The organism is Bacteroides xylanisolvens (assembly GCF_018289135.1).
GTDB lineage: Bacteria > Bacteroidota > Bacteroidia > Bacteroidales > Bacteroidaceae > Bacteroides > Bacteroides xylanisolvens.
The window spans coordinates 6,082,840-6,100,324 of record NZ_CP072216.1 but is presented as its reverse complement, the minus strand read 5'-3'; the positions used below and the strand labels follow the sequence as shown (position 1 = coordinate 6,100,324).

The 17,485-nt window shown below is 41.6% G+C and carries 8 protein-coding genes; 3 read left to right on the top strand and 5 right to left on the bottom strand.

Going from position 1 to position 17,485, the window contains the following annotated elements:
- Positions 1–391 precede the first annotated feature (391 nt).
- The 4 genes from INE92_RS24855 to INE92_RS24840 all read right to left on the bottom strand — a co-directional run bounded on the left by INE92_RS24855 (position 392) and on the right by INE92_RS24840 (position 5,447).
- A complete protein-coding gene (locus tag INE92_RS24855) occupies positions 392–1,210 on the bottom strand; it encodes a LytTR family DNA-binding domain-containing protein (protein ID WP_004312817.1) in 819 nt (272 codons plus the stop codon).
- A gap of 3 nt (positions 1,211–1,213) precedes the next feature.
- On the bottom strand, positions 1,214–2,008 hold the full coding sequence (locus INE92_RS24850) for a LiaF transmembrane domain-containing protein (RefSeq protein ID WP_195436433.1): 795 nt from the start codon (positions 2,006–2,008) through the stop codon (positions 1,214–1,216).
- Between the two features lie 173 nt (positions 2,009–2,181).
- Positions 2,182–3,759, bottom strand: a complete 1,578-nt coding sequence (locus INE92_RS24845; RefSeq protein WP_049702319.1) for a pectate lyase — start codon at positions 3,757–3,759, stop codon at positions 2,182–2,184.
- Positions 3,760–3,806: 47 nt separating this feature from the next.
- Positions 3,807–5,447 carry a hypothetical protein gene (locus tag INE92_RS24840; protein ID WP_015532387.1) on the bottom strand — a complete coding sequence of 547 codons (1,641 nt, stop codon included), beginning with the start codon at positions 5,445–5,447 and terminating at the stop codon, positions 3,807–3,809.
- Positions 5,448–5,744: 297 nt separating this feature from the next.
- On the opposite strand from INE92_RS24840, the gene INE92_RS24835 reads away from it, so the two are divergent.
- Genes INE92_RS24835 through INE92_RS24825 form a run of 3 tightly spaced genes read left to right on the top strand, consistent with a single transcriptional unit; the run spans position 5,745 to position 12,621 of the window.
- Positions 5,745–8,966: a SusC/RagA family TonB-linked outer membrane protein gene (locus INE92_RS24835; RefSeq protein WP_015532386.1), complete on the top strand. Its 3,222-nt coding sequence runs from the start codon at positions 5,745–5,747 to the stop codon at positions 8,964–8,966.
- Between the two features lie 13 nt (positions 8,967–8,979).
- The gene (locus tag INE92_RS24830) at positions 8,980–11,007 is read left to right on the top strand and encodes a RagB/SusD family nutrient uptake outer membrane protein (protein ID WP_055234949.1); all 2,028 of its coding nucleotides are present in this window, start codon (positions 8,980–8,982) and stop codon (positions 11,005–11,007) included.
- 18 nt (positions 11,008–11,025) lie between these two features.
- Positions 11,026–12,621 (top strand): fibronectin type III domain-containing protein, encoded by a 1,596-nt coding sequence (locus INE92_RS24825; protein WP_015532384.1) that lies wholly within the window; start codon positions 11,026–11,028, stop codon positions 12,619–12,621.
- A 227-nt stretch (positions 12,622–12,848) separates the two neighbouring features.
- Here INE92_RS24825 and INE92_RS24820 read toward each other — a convergent pair whose 3' ends face one another.
- Positions 12,849–17,423, bottom strand: a complete 4,575-nt coding sequence (locus INE92_RS24820; protein ID WP_211421269.1) for a hybrid sensor histidine kinase/response regulator transcription factor — start codon at positions 17,421–17,423, stop codon at positions 12,849–12,851.
- Positions 17,424–17,485 lie beyond the last annotated feature (62 nt).

Here is a 17,485-nt window from a genome sequence, read left to right as displayed (position 1 = left end):
GTTATGGAAAGTTGACACAAAATATCTTCAATATATTAAAAATTTCATAAATTCCATAAGATAAATTAATAAACATTGCTATTCAAAAAACTATTTAATTAGCTTTGTCATGATTTTAGGCATTGGCAGGAGGATACTTGTGAAAGTCTTGTGCAATTATTCCCCAATTATGATTTCATCTCACCATACCCCATGCAACTCTTGTCAATAAAATTATCCTCTTTATATTCTGAATAAGATTATAAAGAGGATTTTTTTAACGAATATTATTCATTTCACTTTTCCAAAACAAAGAAGCGAGATCAATACTATTACCCAACCGATCTGCTAGATGAAACATTTATAACAGGGCTGTAGTGATAGTATATTACAAAATCAGAATAAACAGATTTTATATCCCCAACCGTTCTTTCAGCAACCGGTAGCCGGAAAGGCTAACCCGAAGTTTCACTCCATTCTTCAATAATAACTGATAGGTTTCTTTTCCAAAAAGCTCGACCCGGGAAATCTGCGTAACATTCACAATCGTAGAACGATGCACCCGAACAAATGTATCCGGAGAGAGATGAGTTTCAAAATACTTCATAGTCTGCTCTTTCAGGTATTCGCCTGTGGGGGTTATCAGCATCACATAATCTCCACATGCTTGTATGTAAATCAATTCGTCTGCCTTCACCAAATGAATCCGGGAGCCGTCTTTCACTGTAATACGATCTACCCATTCCATGGCTGACTCTTTCTGCTGTTCAGCCACATTCACCTGATGTACAGCCAGTTCTTTTTCCATTTCCTGATTTTGTACTTCTTCTTTTGTGACTATCAAGCGGTACCATAGAGTAATGGCAATTAAAACCGGTAGTCCGAACAATAACCGGAAAGGGATTGTCTGCGCAAAAGGAACATAGGACACTCCTACAATTCTCACCATTATGTCACAGACCATAAAACTTCCTGCCAGCCAAAGCAGACTTCCAACGATAATCATAATTACATCCGTCTGGAACAACGAGACAAGACCGACCACAAACCATGCCAGATAGGCGATAGCCGCCAACCAACCGATCGTTACTATTCCATCTACCAAAGCGGGAAGATAATCGTTTCCGGTGTATCCACAGACTAAAGCTACTTGGAATACAACCAGAATCAATGCCAGCACCAGCATCGGAATCCAACGAAAAGGAGATTCTATAATCGGATGTGCTTTCATACGCTAGCCTTTAACCTCCAAGCCTCCGAAAGAAAGTGTTCCCCGAATTACTAATACACTCTCCTTATTTATATTTCCATTCTGCCAACGTTTATCATCACATCCTCCAAAGAAAGCATTGCATTTAAACACGACTTTCCAGTCAGAAGGGACATATATCTCAACTCCTCCCCAACTGCAATCCAAATCGATGTATGTTTCTCCGGGTGCAATATGGGTATGGCGCAAATCAATCGTCGTTCCTCCAAAGGATGTGCGAATGACAGCTCCTTTAAACAATTCGTCAAGTACCACGTGACGGGCAGCTCCCCAAACATTCTCGGCACGTAGAAAACCATCTACTGACTCTGCCTGCTGTTGTTCACTTTCAAAGTTCATGCCGGGTTGTCCCTGATGCATCTTCATCCACTTCTGACGGTGCTGCATGGCATGATGGTGCGCCCAGTGCCCCCGCCTGTTCTTGCCGGTTTTAAAAAAGAATAAGACACCTGCTGTTATCAGAGCGATAGGCCATACCATTGCCTGCGAATTTTCAGGCAACCATGAAAGCCCTCCAATCAAAAAATACACACCTATCAACAAAAGGATGATTCCACCGATGAAATGGCGGCGAATCATAGAATATATACCTAATATAATAAGGAGTGAATGCCAGGATACGATCATATCGAAGACTTCAGATGTAATCCATCCCATATTACGGGCAAACAGCAGAATCCCAGAAAGGATAAAAAGCGAAGCTATCAGTGTTTTACCGGAAAAGCCTGTAGCAGTGGGAAATTTTTGTTTCTCTTCCATTGTCTCTATTATTAATTGATTAATGGTTCAAAGATACATCATTTCCCACTGCTTCTACAGCCTTTTCTGTTGATTTCCGGTATAAATTCCGATGAATGCCGGATAAAAACCGGTGAAACTGACTATAAAGTATCTTACCTGATAAAGATAATTCTTAATACGATGTTTGCAGATTACTTTTTTCCACCGCTATTTTGTTTTTCAATAATGTCATGCACCAAACTATTCATATACATTTCCAGATTTGTATACTGGCCATATTTATCTATCGTTTTTCCATTGCCATCAGAAGCATCATGAGGATCTAATCCGAATTTTCTCTCCCATGCATCAGGCATACCATCATTATCAGAATCAATCAAGGTACTTCTCTGTAAAAGAACTGGCCATGCGGAAACATTTTCCGAAGTATTTAACGAGAGCAAATCATCCTGACTATCTATCAATCCTGGTTTCGGATATCCTTCACTTTTCCAAATACCTCCTTCTCCATTATGAATATTCAAACCTTTATATCCAGCTGTTCTCGTACGTGTTTCCTTCACAATACGTGCATCCACATCATCTCGATGCAATGAACACCCCGCATAATCCAACACTTGTTTATAAGCATTGAAAGCAGAATGTGTCGTTACCGATGCAAATTCATGAGGTTTGTCCAATCGAATCGAGTCTTTAGTTTTTTGCGTAACTACTTTCTTATAATTATTCGAAAATTGATTGTAAACTCCATATTCCCAATTATTAGCTGTAGCCTTTTGGCTGTTTTTATCATCTGCCCCTCCATCTACAACGTTACCATCAATATAATACTTTCCCCACAGATACCCCCCATTCCTATTTTCTGTTGCATCTATAGCAAAAATCCGTCCACGTTTAGAGCCTGTCACCGTTGCAGGACCAGGTTTATAATAATTGTTCACTATATTAATATTCATCCTTTCACCACCATACGAACTGTTCATACCCCAATTATAGATCACATTATTGCGAAAATCTACATAATCACCATCACATTCTCCATTCTTACGTACCTTAGCTCCTAATCCGAAACGGGGATTCCGGCTATCATGATGGGCTAATAAATTATGGTGATAAGAAGAGTGTTCACCTCCCCAAATTCCTCCATATCCATGAGGACCTTTGGTATGTCCACCTAATCTAAGACTTTCAGAAATAATGCACCACTGCATAGTAAAATCATCATTTTCATAAAAAGAGGCACATTCATCTGTACACCAGCTGATAGAGCAATGGTCTATAATCACATTCCTTGCCCCTTTTCCTCCTAAAGCATCTGCACCGTCAGGATGCACACATTCTTTATTACCCATACGGAAACGTAAAAAACGGAGAATTACATTACTAGCATAATTTGTCACCGGATAACCCGCTATGCAAATACCGTTTCCCGGTGCAGTTTGTCCCGCAATAGTCAAATTCCCTTTCCGTATTTTTAGGTCTTTATGCAGAAATATTGTACCGGACACTTGAAAAATGATAGTACGAGGACCATCCAACTTTTCTATACCATAACGTAAAGTGCCAGGCATCCCATCATCTGCTAAAGAAGTAACAATATACACTTCACCTCCACGTCCGCCTGTAGTCATACGTCCATATCCTTCTGCTCCGGGAAAAGCAGCCAACTCTCCAAAATCAAGAGTGTTACCAATACCAGAAAAGGCAAAAACAGCCTCATTTCCGATCAGAGTTAATAAAACGGTTAAACAACGAAAGATCAAATTCATATTCATATTTTTATTTATGGAATAATACAAAAATACACCAAATTTATTTATTGTACTCCTCCTTTATTCTGTTCCTCAACAATCTTTTGTACCAAGCTATTCATATACATCTCCAGATTTGTATATGTTCCTTCCTCATCTACTGTTTTACCATTTCGGTCAGAAGCATCATTCGGATTCAAACCATACTTTTTTTCCCATTCATCAGGCATACCATCATTATCCGAATCCTTCAGAATAACACCTTGTACCAATTCAGGCCATGCTGAAGATTCTCCAACAGGAATCACATCATCCTGACTATCAATGATACCTTTCTTTGGATACCCCACGCTTTTCCAATCAATACCTTCAACAACTCCCTGACCATTGTGCTCGTTCATTCCCTGATAGTTCGCAGTCCCGGTACGAGTCTCCTGAACAATACGTTCATCCACTCTATCCCTGTGCAAAGAACAACCTGCATAATCCATAACACGCTCAAAAGCCATACGGGCATCATGAGTGGTAACAGTACCTGTTTCTACAGGAGTAGTACGTTTAAGAGCTTTTTTTGTACTTTCATCCAACGTTCCATACTTTTTATCAAACTGATTATAAACTCCGTACTCCCAGTTATCCTTTGTAGCCTTCATACAACGATCGTAATCAGCCGCACCATTAATTTGCCCATCATCCACCACATTTCCTTGGATAAAGAAATCTCCCCAAGTGTCAAAAATGGCCGGATATGATTTCTTATCCGAATCACTCACTTTTTTGTCAATGGCAATAATACGTCCACGTTTAGAAGTGCCAGTAGGAGTGGCAGGCCCCGGCTTATAAAAATTATTCACAATATTTACATGCATGGCTTCTCCACCATAACAAGAGTTTCCACACCAGTTATAAATGACATTATTACGCATATCAACAATTTCATTCTCTTTTGTCGAATTAACTCCAGGACCTAGACGAGGATTACGGCTATCATGATGTGCCAATAGATTATGGTGAAAAGAAGCTTTCATACCTCCCCATATACCACCATAACCATGAGGACCTTTCGTATGCCCACCTAAACGCAGACTTTCAGAAATAAGACACCATTGCAGTGTAAAATTCTCATTTTGATAGAAAGAAACACATTCGTCAGTACACCAACTCATAGAACAATGATCAATCATTATATTTTTATGATACCGACCGCCAAAGGCGTCGGCTCCGTCTGCACTGACATCTTCTTTATTTCCCATTCGAAAACGCATAAAACGGACAATAACATTGTCTGCTTCCAAGAAAACCGGATAACCAGCCAAACAAATACCATCCCCCGGAGCCGTCTGTCCTGCAATGGTCAAATCTCCATTCTTAATCTTTAAATCACCGTTTAAATGAATAGTTCCGGATACCTGGAAAATAATTGTACGTTTTCCGCTTAATTTCTCAATACCATAACGTAAAGTTCCGTTCTGCAACTTGTCCTCCAATGAAGTAACAATATATACATCGCCACCACGCCCACCGGTTGTGTAGCGTCCATGTCCTTCTGCCCCAGGAAAAGCTGGTATCTTTTCATCTTGAGTTTCTCCAGTCCCTTCAGGTTCTTTAGGCAATTCATTTGCGTCACCACCATCAGTACACGCCAGAATTCCAAAAGCAAACAAAATAGCCAAACACCATTTACTTAGAATTATATCCATTTTCATACATTATTAGATTAATGAGGACAAAAGTAGACAGGATAAAGAAAAGTCTTGTTCAAATTTTGTTTTTCCAAATCATTAAAATCGATAAAACAAGGCTTTTCAAGCTAGCATGTGTATTTTTTGTTTTAAAACTATTCTAAAAATGCCTGCCGGCTATTAAAAAACAAAAAATACTAGGTGAAAAACAAATATTGCACATATCTATATTCACATTCATATACTTTTGTACCGAGGAATTAACTCTAAATGTGAGTACAGAATCAAAACAATAACCATTAATTAATAAACATGCAAAGAATGTCTAACAAAGTGAAAAACATGCGTAGTTGGCTGCTAATGCTATTTGCAGCGATATCGCTTGGCGTATCAGCGCAAACAATTACCGTAAAAGGTAATGTGAAAGACACAACAGGAGAACCGATCATCGGAGCTTCTGTAGTAGAGAAAGGTAATACTACCAATGGTACAATTACTGATTTAGATGGTAACTATTCTATCAAGGTTCCTTCAAAAGCAACCCTTACAATTTCTTATATCGGAATGAAAACTCAGGATATTGCTGTAAAAGGACAAAGTCAAATTAATGTCACTCTTTCCGATGATACACAAGCATTGGACGAAGTTGTGGTAATTGGTTACGGAACCGTTGCAAAAAAGGATCTGACTGGTTCCGTATCTTCCGTTAGTGCCAAACAGATAGCTGCCATTCCGGTATCTTCTGCATCAGAAGCATTACAGGGAAAAATGGCTGGTGTATCTATCACAACGACTGAAGGTTCTCCTGATGCAGACGTAAAAATCCGCGTACGTGGTGGCGGTTCTCTATCTCAAGATAATTCACCGCTTTATATTGTAGACGGATTTCCCGTATCAAGTATCTCTGATATTGCTCCAACAGATATTCAATCGGTAGATGTATTGAAAGATGCTTCTTCTACTGCTATTTATGGTGCCCGTGGTGCAAACGGTGTTATCATCATTACTACTAAATCCGGTCAAGAAGGTAAGGTGCAGGTAAACTTCGGTGCATCTTACGGTTTGCGCAAAGTGACCAAGATGGTCGATGTACTCAATCCGTATGAGTTTGTGATGTGGCAACAAGAATTAGACCAAAAAAGTTTTAATTATGGCACCTTTGACGATCTGGAGATTTATAAATCATACACAGACACCGACTATCAAGGAGAAATATTTGGTCGCACCGGTAATCAACAACAATACAATATTAGTGTCAGTGGTGGAAACAAAGATACCAAATTCAATATCAGTTATTCACGTAACGACGAAAAAAGTATCATGTTGAACTCAGGTTTTGCCAAAGACAACATCAATGCTAAAATAAATACAAAAATCAACAAATGGCTAACATTTGACTTCAATGCCCGTTTATCCTATCAAAAAGTAAAAGGAACCGGAAGCGGTGCAGACGACAATCAATCAAGTGCAACCACTTCTGTAAATGCACGCTCTGTAGTATTTGCTCCTGTTGAAAAATTAATCAGTGGCGGCAGTGACGATGATGAAAACGTTAATAACGCACGTTACACGCCTATCGAAATATTGAACGCGACTTACAAACGTGTTAGCCGCTTCCAGCAAAACTACAATGCCGGAGTGAACTGGGAACCCGTAAAAGGACTTAAATTCAGAAGCGAATTCGGATATGGATGGAAATACAATAATACTGACCAAGTATGGGGGGTGGAAGCTACAAACAACAGTAAATATGGAAATCCGGGAATGCCCCAAGCGTTATTAACCAAACTTATCAACAAGAACTGGAGAAACGCCAATACTGTTACATATAATAACGATAAAATGTTCAATTTGAACCACAGAATGAATGTCATGTTAGGTCATGAAGTATCCAGCAGCTACGACCACAAAACAACAATGACATCTGTAGGTTTCCCTAAAAACATGTCAATAAAAGAAGTACTTGCTAATATGGGACAAGGTCAGGCACTTCCCACAGATACATACATTGGTATCAAAGACAACTTGCTCTCTTTTTTCGGACGTATCAACTACACCATTAACGATAAATACCTGATGACTTTCACCATGCGTGCAGACGGCTCCAGCAAATTTGCCTCCGGCAATCAATGGGGATACTTCCCTTCACTGGCTTTAGCATGGCGTATATCCGACGAAGCTTTCATGAGAAACTCCCAAGAATGGCTTTCCAACTTAAAACTTCGTTTAAGCATCGGTACGGCAGGAAACAATCGGATTCCCTCCGGGTCGCTAGAAACAACTTACTCACTGGCAGGTTCGGGAGACAAACATATCTATTTCAACAATACAAGCAGCGTGGTTCTGCAAAGAGGTAAAAACTTGTCCAACCCGAACTTGAAATGGGAAACAACGCTCACTCGTAATATAGGTTTGGATTTCGGCTTCTGGAACGGACGCCTTTCCGGTAGCTTAGATGCATACTGGAACACGACCAAAGATTTGTTGATGCAAACTACCCTCCCCAAAGGAGCTGGTTATGAGTTCCAATATCAGAATTTCGGTCAAACCTCTAACAAAGGTATTGAGCTTGCTTTAGACGCTATCCTTGTCGACCAAAAAGATTTCGGTCTGAATTTCAACTTCAACATTTCTTATAATCAAGCTAAAATTGACAAACTGCCTACAAATAAAATCTGGCAAAGCAGTGGCTGGGGCGGCAGTCTAATCGCTGGTATCGATGATTTCCTAATTGAAGAAGGTGGAAGACTGGGTGAAGTATACGGTTATAAACTAGATGGTTTCTATACCACAGAAGACTTTACTTGGGATAATGGATGGAAACTTAAGGAAGGACGTGTCAATCCGACGGAATCGGGCATGAAAGTCAATAATTTCGGTCCTGGATCCCCCAAACTGAAAGCAAATGCAGATGGTAAAATCGAGAAAGAACGCCTTGGAAATACAATCCCGAAAATAACTGGCGGTTTCGGTATCAATGCACGATATAAGAGCTTTGATTTAAGTGCATTCTTTAACTATTCATTGGGAAACAAAATTATCAACGCTACCAAACTTGCTTCCGGATTCTATAGTGACACAAAAAAAGATTGGAATCTGAACAATGAATTCAACCTTAGCAAACGTTACACTTGGATTGACCCTGCCAACGGAATGGACATGACTTCCAAAAGCTATATCAACGAATTTGGAAGCGACTATGCCATCAACCGTCTAAATGAAATAAATGCCGGTGCCAGCATATTCAACCCAGCTTCCATCACACAGATTCCACTTTTGGACTGGGCTGTAGAAGACGGTGCCTTCCTGCGTGTCAACAACATTTCCATCGGTTACACATTGCCGAAAGTTTTCGTACAAAAACTACAAATGCAGAATGTGCGTATCTACTTTACAGGATACAACCTCTACTGCTTCACTAAATATTCCGGTGCCGATCCGGAAGTAGACACTTGTCGCAAAACACCTATGACTCCGGGCATAGACTATTCGGCCTATCCTAAAAGCCGTTCATTTGTAGGTGGTATAAATGTTACATTCTAAAACAGATACATATATGAAATCAATTATAAAATACATCATTGGAGGAATGGGGTTACTGAGCATCACCTCTTGCAGCGATTTCTTAGATCAAAGCTCTCCTTCCGAAATCAAAGGCGACATGGTTTTCAACTCGCTTACTTTTACAGAACAAAGTTTGAACAAAGTATATGCAGGGCTTACCCTCGACCATACTTATGGTGCCCGCATCCCTCTGAATTTCGGATTCAATACAGATATTGAACTAGTAGATGCCGACGTTAACAAACCGGCTTCTTTCACCGAATCCAGTGAGCGCGCTTTAGGTAATTACAATGGAGAAAGCATCAGCGGTTCCTGGTCAAAACTGGATGACAACTGGAAAAACTGTTTCGCCATTATTGAAGACGCCAATCTTGTCGTAGAAGGAATCCGTTCTAGCGAGTTGTTCCAAGAAGGAAATCCGGCACGCAACAAGATGGCTAATTTCTTGGGTGAGGCACTCACCATCCGTGCTATGGTCTATTTCGACCTTGTAAAAAACTATGGAGACCTGCCAATGAAATTCGAAACGACCAAGGTAGACGGTTCCAATTTATATGTAACCAAAAGCGACCGAGACGACATCATGGAACAATTGCTGAGCGACTTGGAAGAAGCTGCAAACTATCTCCCTTGGGCAGGCGAATCCGGCTATACGACCGAACATGCCACTGCAGGTTTTGCTCACGGCTTGTTCGCCCGCATCGCCCTTGCCAAAGCCGGCTACAGTATCCGCGAATCCTCCAAACCCGGCTATGAGACACTTGCCGGCTCTGACGGTACATACCCTACCCAACGCCCAGGAGAAGCAGAAAGAAAACTGTTGTATGAACGTGCACTGAAACATCTGACAGCTGTTATTGGAAGCGGTGTACACAAGTTGAATCCTTCGTATGCAGACCAATGGTTCCAAGTAAACCAGCGGAAATTGGACAATACTTATAAAGAAAACCTATACGAAGTAGCACACGGTCTGAATAAATCCGGAGAAATGGGATATACCATTGGCGTGAGAATCAGCGGTGCAAGCAGCTACTACGGTGCTAAAGGAAACTCAAGCGGAAAAGTGAAATTAACCGCTCCGTTCTTCTGGTCATTCGACCACTCTGACCTGCGTCGTGACATCACATGTGCCACTTATGAACTCAAAGAAGAAAACGGGCACATCAAAGAAAATATGCAGAAAAACGCCCCATTCGGTATCTATGTAGCAAAATGGGACATCCGCAAAATGAACGACGAATGGCTGAATGCTGTCCGTGCGAGCGATGCAAAAATTGGATATGGCATCAACTGGATTGCAATGCGTTATTCCGACATACTATTAATGTATGCTGAAGTTATGAACGAACTGTATGGAGCTGATGCAGCCAATCCATTGGGTGGAACTGCCATGACAGCCCGTACCGCACTGACAGAAGTTCACAGCCGCGCGTTCGACAACAAAGCCAATGCACAAGCGTATGTAGCTGCTATCTCATCAGGTGACGATTTCTTCAACGCCATTGTGGATGAACGCGCATGGGAATTTGCCGGAGAATGTGTCCGCAAATATGACTTGATTCGTTGGGGATTACTCTCTAAGAAGATCGACCAATTCAAAGAAGACTACCGCCAACTCACTACCATAGCTCCCAAATACATATTCTATAAGATGAAAGCCGATGATGAATATTCCATCGACATGAGTAGTATTTGCTGGTATGAATATCCCTCCTTTGTCAGCGAAATCAATAACGAATTGGATGTCAAGAATGCCATAAAGAACGCCGCAGATCCCAACTGGAAATACGTTCCGGGCTGGGGAACTTTCCCAAATGGAAAGATAGAGAAAGACGCAACTACAAAGCAAGAAGTGTTCAAAGAGGACGGAAGCACCTCCAACGACTCCAACCTTTCGGGATTAACGGACTATGTTAGCACAGGTCTGAACAAGACCGTAAAAAACAGGCATTTGATTCCACTAGGTAGTAAAACGATTTCAGAATCAAACGGAACATTAGCCAATTCATACGGATTCTAATTGATAAAAACGATTATTATGAAAATTAGTACAAATATACACACGCTATTAAGCATCATTTGCTTAACAGTTATTTCATTTTCGTCTTGCGACAAAAGTAATGACTGGAGTTCGGACGAACGATACAACCGCTTATTCCGCAGCAACAATCTTGCGGTTACTCCCCAAACATTCGAAGCAGAGGTTATTTGGAACGCAACTCCCAACACCGACTACTATATCATAGAGGTAAATAAAAACGAATTTACAAATGACGAACTGCAAGAAGGCTCTATCATCTACGGAGAAGACAAAGGCATTACAAGCAGCCCTTACAGTATCACAGGACTAGAAGAGCAAACGACGTATTACTTGCGTCTGCGTTCCTGTTCCGAATCTGCCCAACCGTCTAAATGGTGCACTTTGGAGGATGGCACTTTCACCACGAAGAGCGAACAAATTATCGAAAGCAGCAGCAACGTGACCAGCAAGAACGCCACCATCCACTGGACTGCAGGAGTGGACGTTACCCACTTCCTCATCGAATCTACCGAAGAGGAGACACGCCGCGACATCACCGCCAACGAGAAGAATGCTGGTCAAGCTACGTTGACAGGACTCAAAGCTGCCACCACTTACAAAGTTTCTATCTATAACAATCAGAAGTTGAGAGGAAACTGTAAATTTGAAACAACAGAAGACTTTCCGGAAGGATACAACATAGCCAACCTGAAAGAGGGCGATGATATTGATGCGGTTCTTGCCGAACAACAAGGAGATGTAGTACTCGTCTTCCCTGCTGGAAGCACTTTCGAACGTACGGAAAAACTCAGCATTCCCGCATCGGTAAATGCAATTATCTTCTGGGGCGCCTCCGGTGGGACACAGCCTAACTTCAAGCCCAAAGAAGTGACAGCCACAGAAAATACGACTTCTATCAAGTTTTATAACATGAACCTCTACAACAACGGTAAGAGTGGCGACTATATGATTAATCAGGATGCCATGACAACGGATGTAAACATCTCTTTCGACAAATGCAACGTATCCAAAACTCGTGGTATATTGCGTGTGCAAGGCGGCGGTGTGGATTGCTCCATCAATAGTATAGAGTTTACTAATACCACCTTCAGTGAAATCGGTTCGTATGGTGTCATCAACACTAAAGACATGACGGGAAATCTGAATTCCATTCATATCAGTAAATGTACATTCAATAATGTAGCAGCTACCGACGGACCGACATTTACACTAACAGCAAAAAATACAATGCATCCTATCACATTCAATATCGATCAATGTACATTCTATGCTTGCGATCAAAAAAGTGGAAAACACTTCATTGATGCAAACAAAGTGGAACTACATGATATCAGAATCACAAATTGCTTATTCGCCAACTGTGGTAGCAGCGATGCCAAAAACAAACTATGTAGCATAAAGGGTATCGTTAAAGAGACCTCCGACAACTGGTATACCACCGATTGCGCATGGCACAGTGAGGCACAAGCGATGTGCACCGAATATAGCAAAACATCTGCCGAACTCTTTGAAGATCCTGAAAACGGTAATTTCAAAATTAAAGACGCTTTATTCAAGAACCGTGCAGGCGACCCTCAATGGTTCAGTGAATAATATAGTTTTTACCTAAAAAACATATAAAAAAGATAGGGCGAATGTATATTTGAATATATACACTCGCCCTACTTTTTTATATACATTCCCAAGCAAATGAACGTTTACAAACAAAGCATATAAAATACACTTTGAGTTTGGAATATATGAATTGAGAAGTTCATAGGAATAGTCTCTCAAATCATTTATATCCTAAAATAGAATAACAAAAAGATTATTATTACGTATTACCGGCCTATTTTTTCCTTATACTCAGTTGGTGTCATACCCACTTGTGCCTTAAAACATTTGCTAAAATAACGCGGGTCGTTGATTCCGACCATATATGAAATCTGCGTCATATTAAACTCTCCGGTTTCAATCAGTTGCGTAGCACGCTTGATGCGTATTTCTTTGATAAACTCAATAGGTGCCAGTCCTGTCAATGTCTTCAGCTTCTTGAAGAACACGGAACGACTGACAGCCAGTTCACGTACCAAATCATCCACTACGAGGTCTCCATTATCCATGTTCTGCTCCATCAATTCCACCAGTTTATCCATAAACTTACGGTCATTTGGAGACATATCAGGAATGGTCGGTTGCTGTTGTGACTGTAATTGCGTTTGCTCTTCTTCTCGCTCCGACACTATCTTTTTTTCCTCTTCAGCCATAGCCTTTGTCGACGCAGGCAACTCGCCGGAAGTAACGGACATATTGATATGCATCAGGCTATCCCGATAGAAACTTTGCAGTTTCTTACGCTGCATCAACAGATTTTCCACACGGGCTTGCAGATAGGTAGCACTGAAAGGTTTCGTGATATAATCATCCGCACCATATTCCAATCCTTCCAGTTTACTTTCAATCGTAGTCTTGGCAGTAAGCAGGATAATAGGTATATGGCTGGTTGTCATATCCGCACGCAGTTCACGCGTCATTTCAATACCGTCTTTCTCGGGCATCATCACGTCACTGATAATAATATCCGGAAGATACTTCAATGCTTTATTCGCTCCTTCCCTACCATCGGCAGCTTCCACTACCCTGTACATCGGAGAAAATATACTACGCAAGAATTCACGTAACTCCTGATTATCTTCGACTAATAACATCAGTTCTTTGGAGTTTTCTTCTTTCGCAGCATCTTCCTCATAAACAGCTTCAATTTTCTCCGATTCATCGGGTATCAGCGTTTCAGACTGAATGGAAGAGTTGGCTATATCCACCACTTGCCCCATCCTTACCGGAGCTTCCGCATCTTCCAGGATAAACTCGGTTTCCTTATCATAATGTTCTTTCCCTTTCAGGAAATCGATTTTGAAACAACTTCCCTCTCCCAAACGACTATCCACGGAAATTGTAGCCTTGTGCATCTCCACAAGCTCTTTCACCAATGAAAGTCCGATACCCGTACTAGCCTGATTGAACAGATTCTTGTCCACCAGATTCTCAAAACGGACAAACAAGGACTTCTTTTTATTTTCCGCGATACCAATTCCCTGGTCTTGTACACCGATAGAAACTGTATTCTCATCTTCACGAATAAACATCGTTATCATCTTGCCATTCGGCGTATACTTAAATGCATTGGAAAGCAGGTTGAATACAATCTTTTCCAGCTTATCGGCGTCCACCCAAAGATAAAGATGCTCCTTTTCCGTCTGAAACAGGAAATCAATCCGATGCTCTTCGGCCACAGCTTCAAAATTATCCATCACCTTGCGCACGAAAGGAACGATGTCTACACGCTGTACTTGCATCTTCATCTTCTTGTTCTGAATCTTACGGAAGTCCAATATCTGATTGACAAGACGAAGCATACGGCTGGTGTTCCGTTCCACCACCACCAACTGTTCACGGGCATCAGTCGGCAATTTATCATTCTTCAAGACCTGCTCTACCGGACCTGCTATCAACGTAAGCGGAGTACGCAACTCATGGGATATATTCGTAAAGAAGCGCAGTTTTATATCCGAAATCTGCTGTTCGACCGACACTTCATGCTTCAACCGGTAAATGGTGAACAAGATATAAACGGCCACAAGAATAATAATCAGAATGAAAAGTATATAAAGCACGTATGCTATCGGCGTTTCCCAGAAAGAAGGCAGAATGACAATATCCAAGATACGTTCGTTATCCACCCACACACCATCGCTATTAGTAGAACGGACGCGAAGCACATACTCTCCTTTCGGAAGATTTGTATAAGTCACGCTACGCTGTTTATCGGCAAAGGTCCACTGTTTTTCAAATCCGTCGAGAATATAAGCATACTGTATATTCTGCGGATTGGTATAATCGAGTGCCGCGAAATGAACGGAGAAAATATTCTCTTTATGCGAAAGAACCAATTTATCAGCGTCGTCAATATCCACTTTCAACAATGAGTTGCCGCCGGGGGTAATGTCCTCATTGGCCACTGTCAGTTTGGAGAATACGATAGGCGGGATATAGCTGCTCTTACGAATAGAGTCAGGATTAAATATAAAGACTCCGCCACTGGCACCGAAAAGCATGCTTCCTTTAGCAGTTAATGCCGAAGCGGCTTCACTAAAACGTACGGGGAAAGTGATACTACGTTCGTCATAACTTTCAAAACGTTCTTCAGAGGGGATGAACTTACAAATTCCATTCTCCGTACTAATCCATAAATTCTGCTTACTATCTTCGCGGATGGAAAGCAAAACATCAGAAGGAAGACCATCCAATACGGAATATGATTTGAATTCTCCGTGACCGTCCTTACTGATAGATACCAGTTTGTTGAGTCCGCCGCCGAAAGTAGCCAGGTAAAGTTCCTTTTTCTTGGTGGAGATAATCCAATGGACATCATTATTACTCAAACTTTGCGTATCATTCGGCATACGGGAGAAATGATAGAACTTCACATCCTCCGGTTTCTTAAAGTTCTCATCAAAAGCAACGGCACCCGTAGTTGTTCCTACCCACAAGCGTCCGTTGTTATCGGAAGTGATGAAACGAGCTTTGTAACAAGGATCAATGGGATAACCTTTCAGGTTGTTCCGGTGATTGATAAACAATGTCTTTCCAGCTTCATTCTCCGTGATATAATTGATACCTCCGGCAAAAGTTGCCAGCCAGATACGACCATAATGATCTTCATAGACGCAATATACATTATTATCGCTCAAACTGTACATATCATCTTCACGATGAAGATAACGGGTCAGTTTATAAGACATTCCGTTGGAAGAAATCGGCTCGGCACGAACAAGGCCGTCTCCTTTTGTCGCAATCCAGATGATTCCTTTTGAATCCTGAATAACAAAATAAACGGTTCCCAGCATGGGAGTACCGGTGGTAGAGATCGTGCCGCTTTCGGTGAGGTATCCTTTATAAGTTTTGCCGGCATCATATATACGAAGTATACCGTCTTTCAAGCCAACCCACAAATTACCCAGTTTGTCTTCACACAGGGCACGCACCTCATTATGCAACGATTCGTGTTCATGAGGCATAGGGGTCATCATCGCAAAGGGTACATTTCGATAAGTCACTTTCTCCAATCCTTTAGAGTGGGTACAAAGCCACAGATTACCTTGTTTGTCGGAAAAGGCCGAGTGAATCTTATTGGAAAAACGCCAGTCACGGCTGCCCAGTCCGTTATAGAAAGGAACCAAGCATTTTTTTTGAGGATCGAAGTAAGAGAAACCTCCTCCGTAAGGATGTACCCAAAGATAACCGTTTACGTCTTCATGGATATGAAAAGCCGGACGGGAACGTTCGGGATTGCTGTATTCTATAGGAATTTGCTCACGGGTCACCACTCCGGTCGAGGGATTAAAATGAGCTACAACACCCGGTTCTTCCTGTTCGAACCACACTTCCGAAGAACGATCTACATAAGCAGAAAGGATCGGCTTTGCGGGTAACACCTTACAAGTCAGGAACGAGTAATGTACGTTTGTTTTTGTTCGCAGGTTGTAGGTAAAAAAGCCATCCGAATCGGTAGTAATAACGGATACGTCCGGTGCAATGGGATGAATGGAGGTGATCTGTCCTTTTGTGGGAAGCTCGATCAACGTAAACTCTCCGCTTTCTTTCTGATAAGACCAGATGCGTCCATGATCCGAGGCGAAGCAAATATCTTTATCACGTTCCTGCACAGCATAGAAAGCCTGATTCATTCCGCCAAACTTTCCTTTTGTCTCCGTAAAATAAGAATCCGGCTCTTTCTTTCCGGGATGGATCATACCGAGGCCATTATCCGTCAACAACCAGTCATTGCCGGCTTTATCCTGATGAACTTTGAATACATGTAAAGAAGGAAACAGTTCTGTTTTGCTGGAATAAATATCCCATGTCAAGCGATTATTCTCATCCGGATGCGTCAGGATGCGGATGGCTCCGTCGTTTTCTGTCAGCAGCCAGACGGTTCCGTTGGGCATCACTTCAATGGTATGCACATTGAAAGCACTCCCCTCTTCTCCGGCAGCAGGCACTTGCTCGAATGTCTCTGTCTTCGGGTCGAAACGATGGACACGGTTGTCATAAGTCAGCAACCACAGAAAGCCGTAACGATCTTCATACATACGGTCTACGCGGTTATTGGTCAGACTGATGTAGTTTCCCTGACGGGCCTTGTATGTTTTGAAGGTATAACCGTTGAAACGGTTGATACCATCCCAGGTGGCAAACCAAAGGTTGTCTTTGTGATCCTGCAAGATGTTCATCACCGTATTTTGGGATAATCCATCTTCAGTAGAATAGTGGGTGAAAAAACAGTGCTGTTGCGCGTATGTTGAGAACGCAACAGCTAACAAAAGAATTACTGAAATTAAGGTTTTCTTCATCATATCACTCGGTTCTGTGGCGTAAAGATAGAAAAATACTTGTAGTATCATGCAATCTTTAGTGG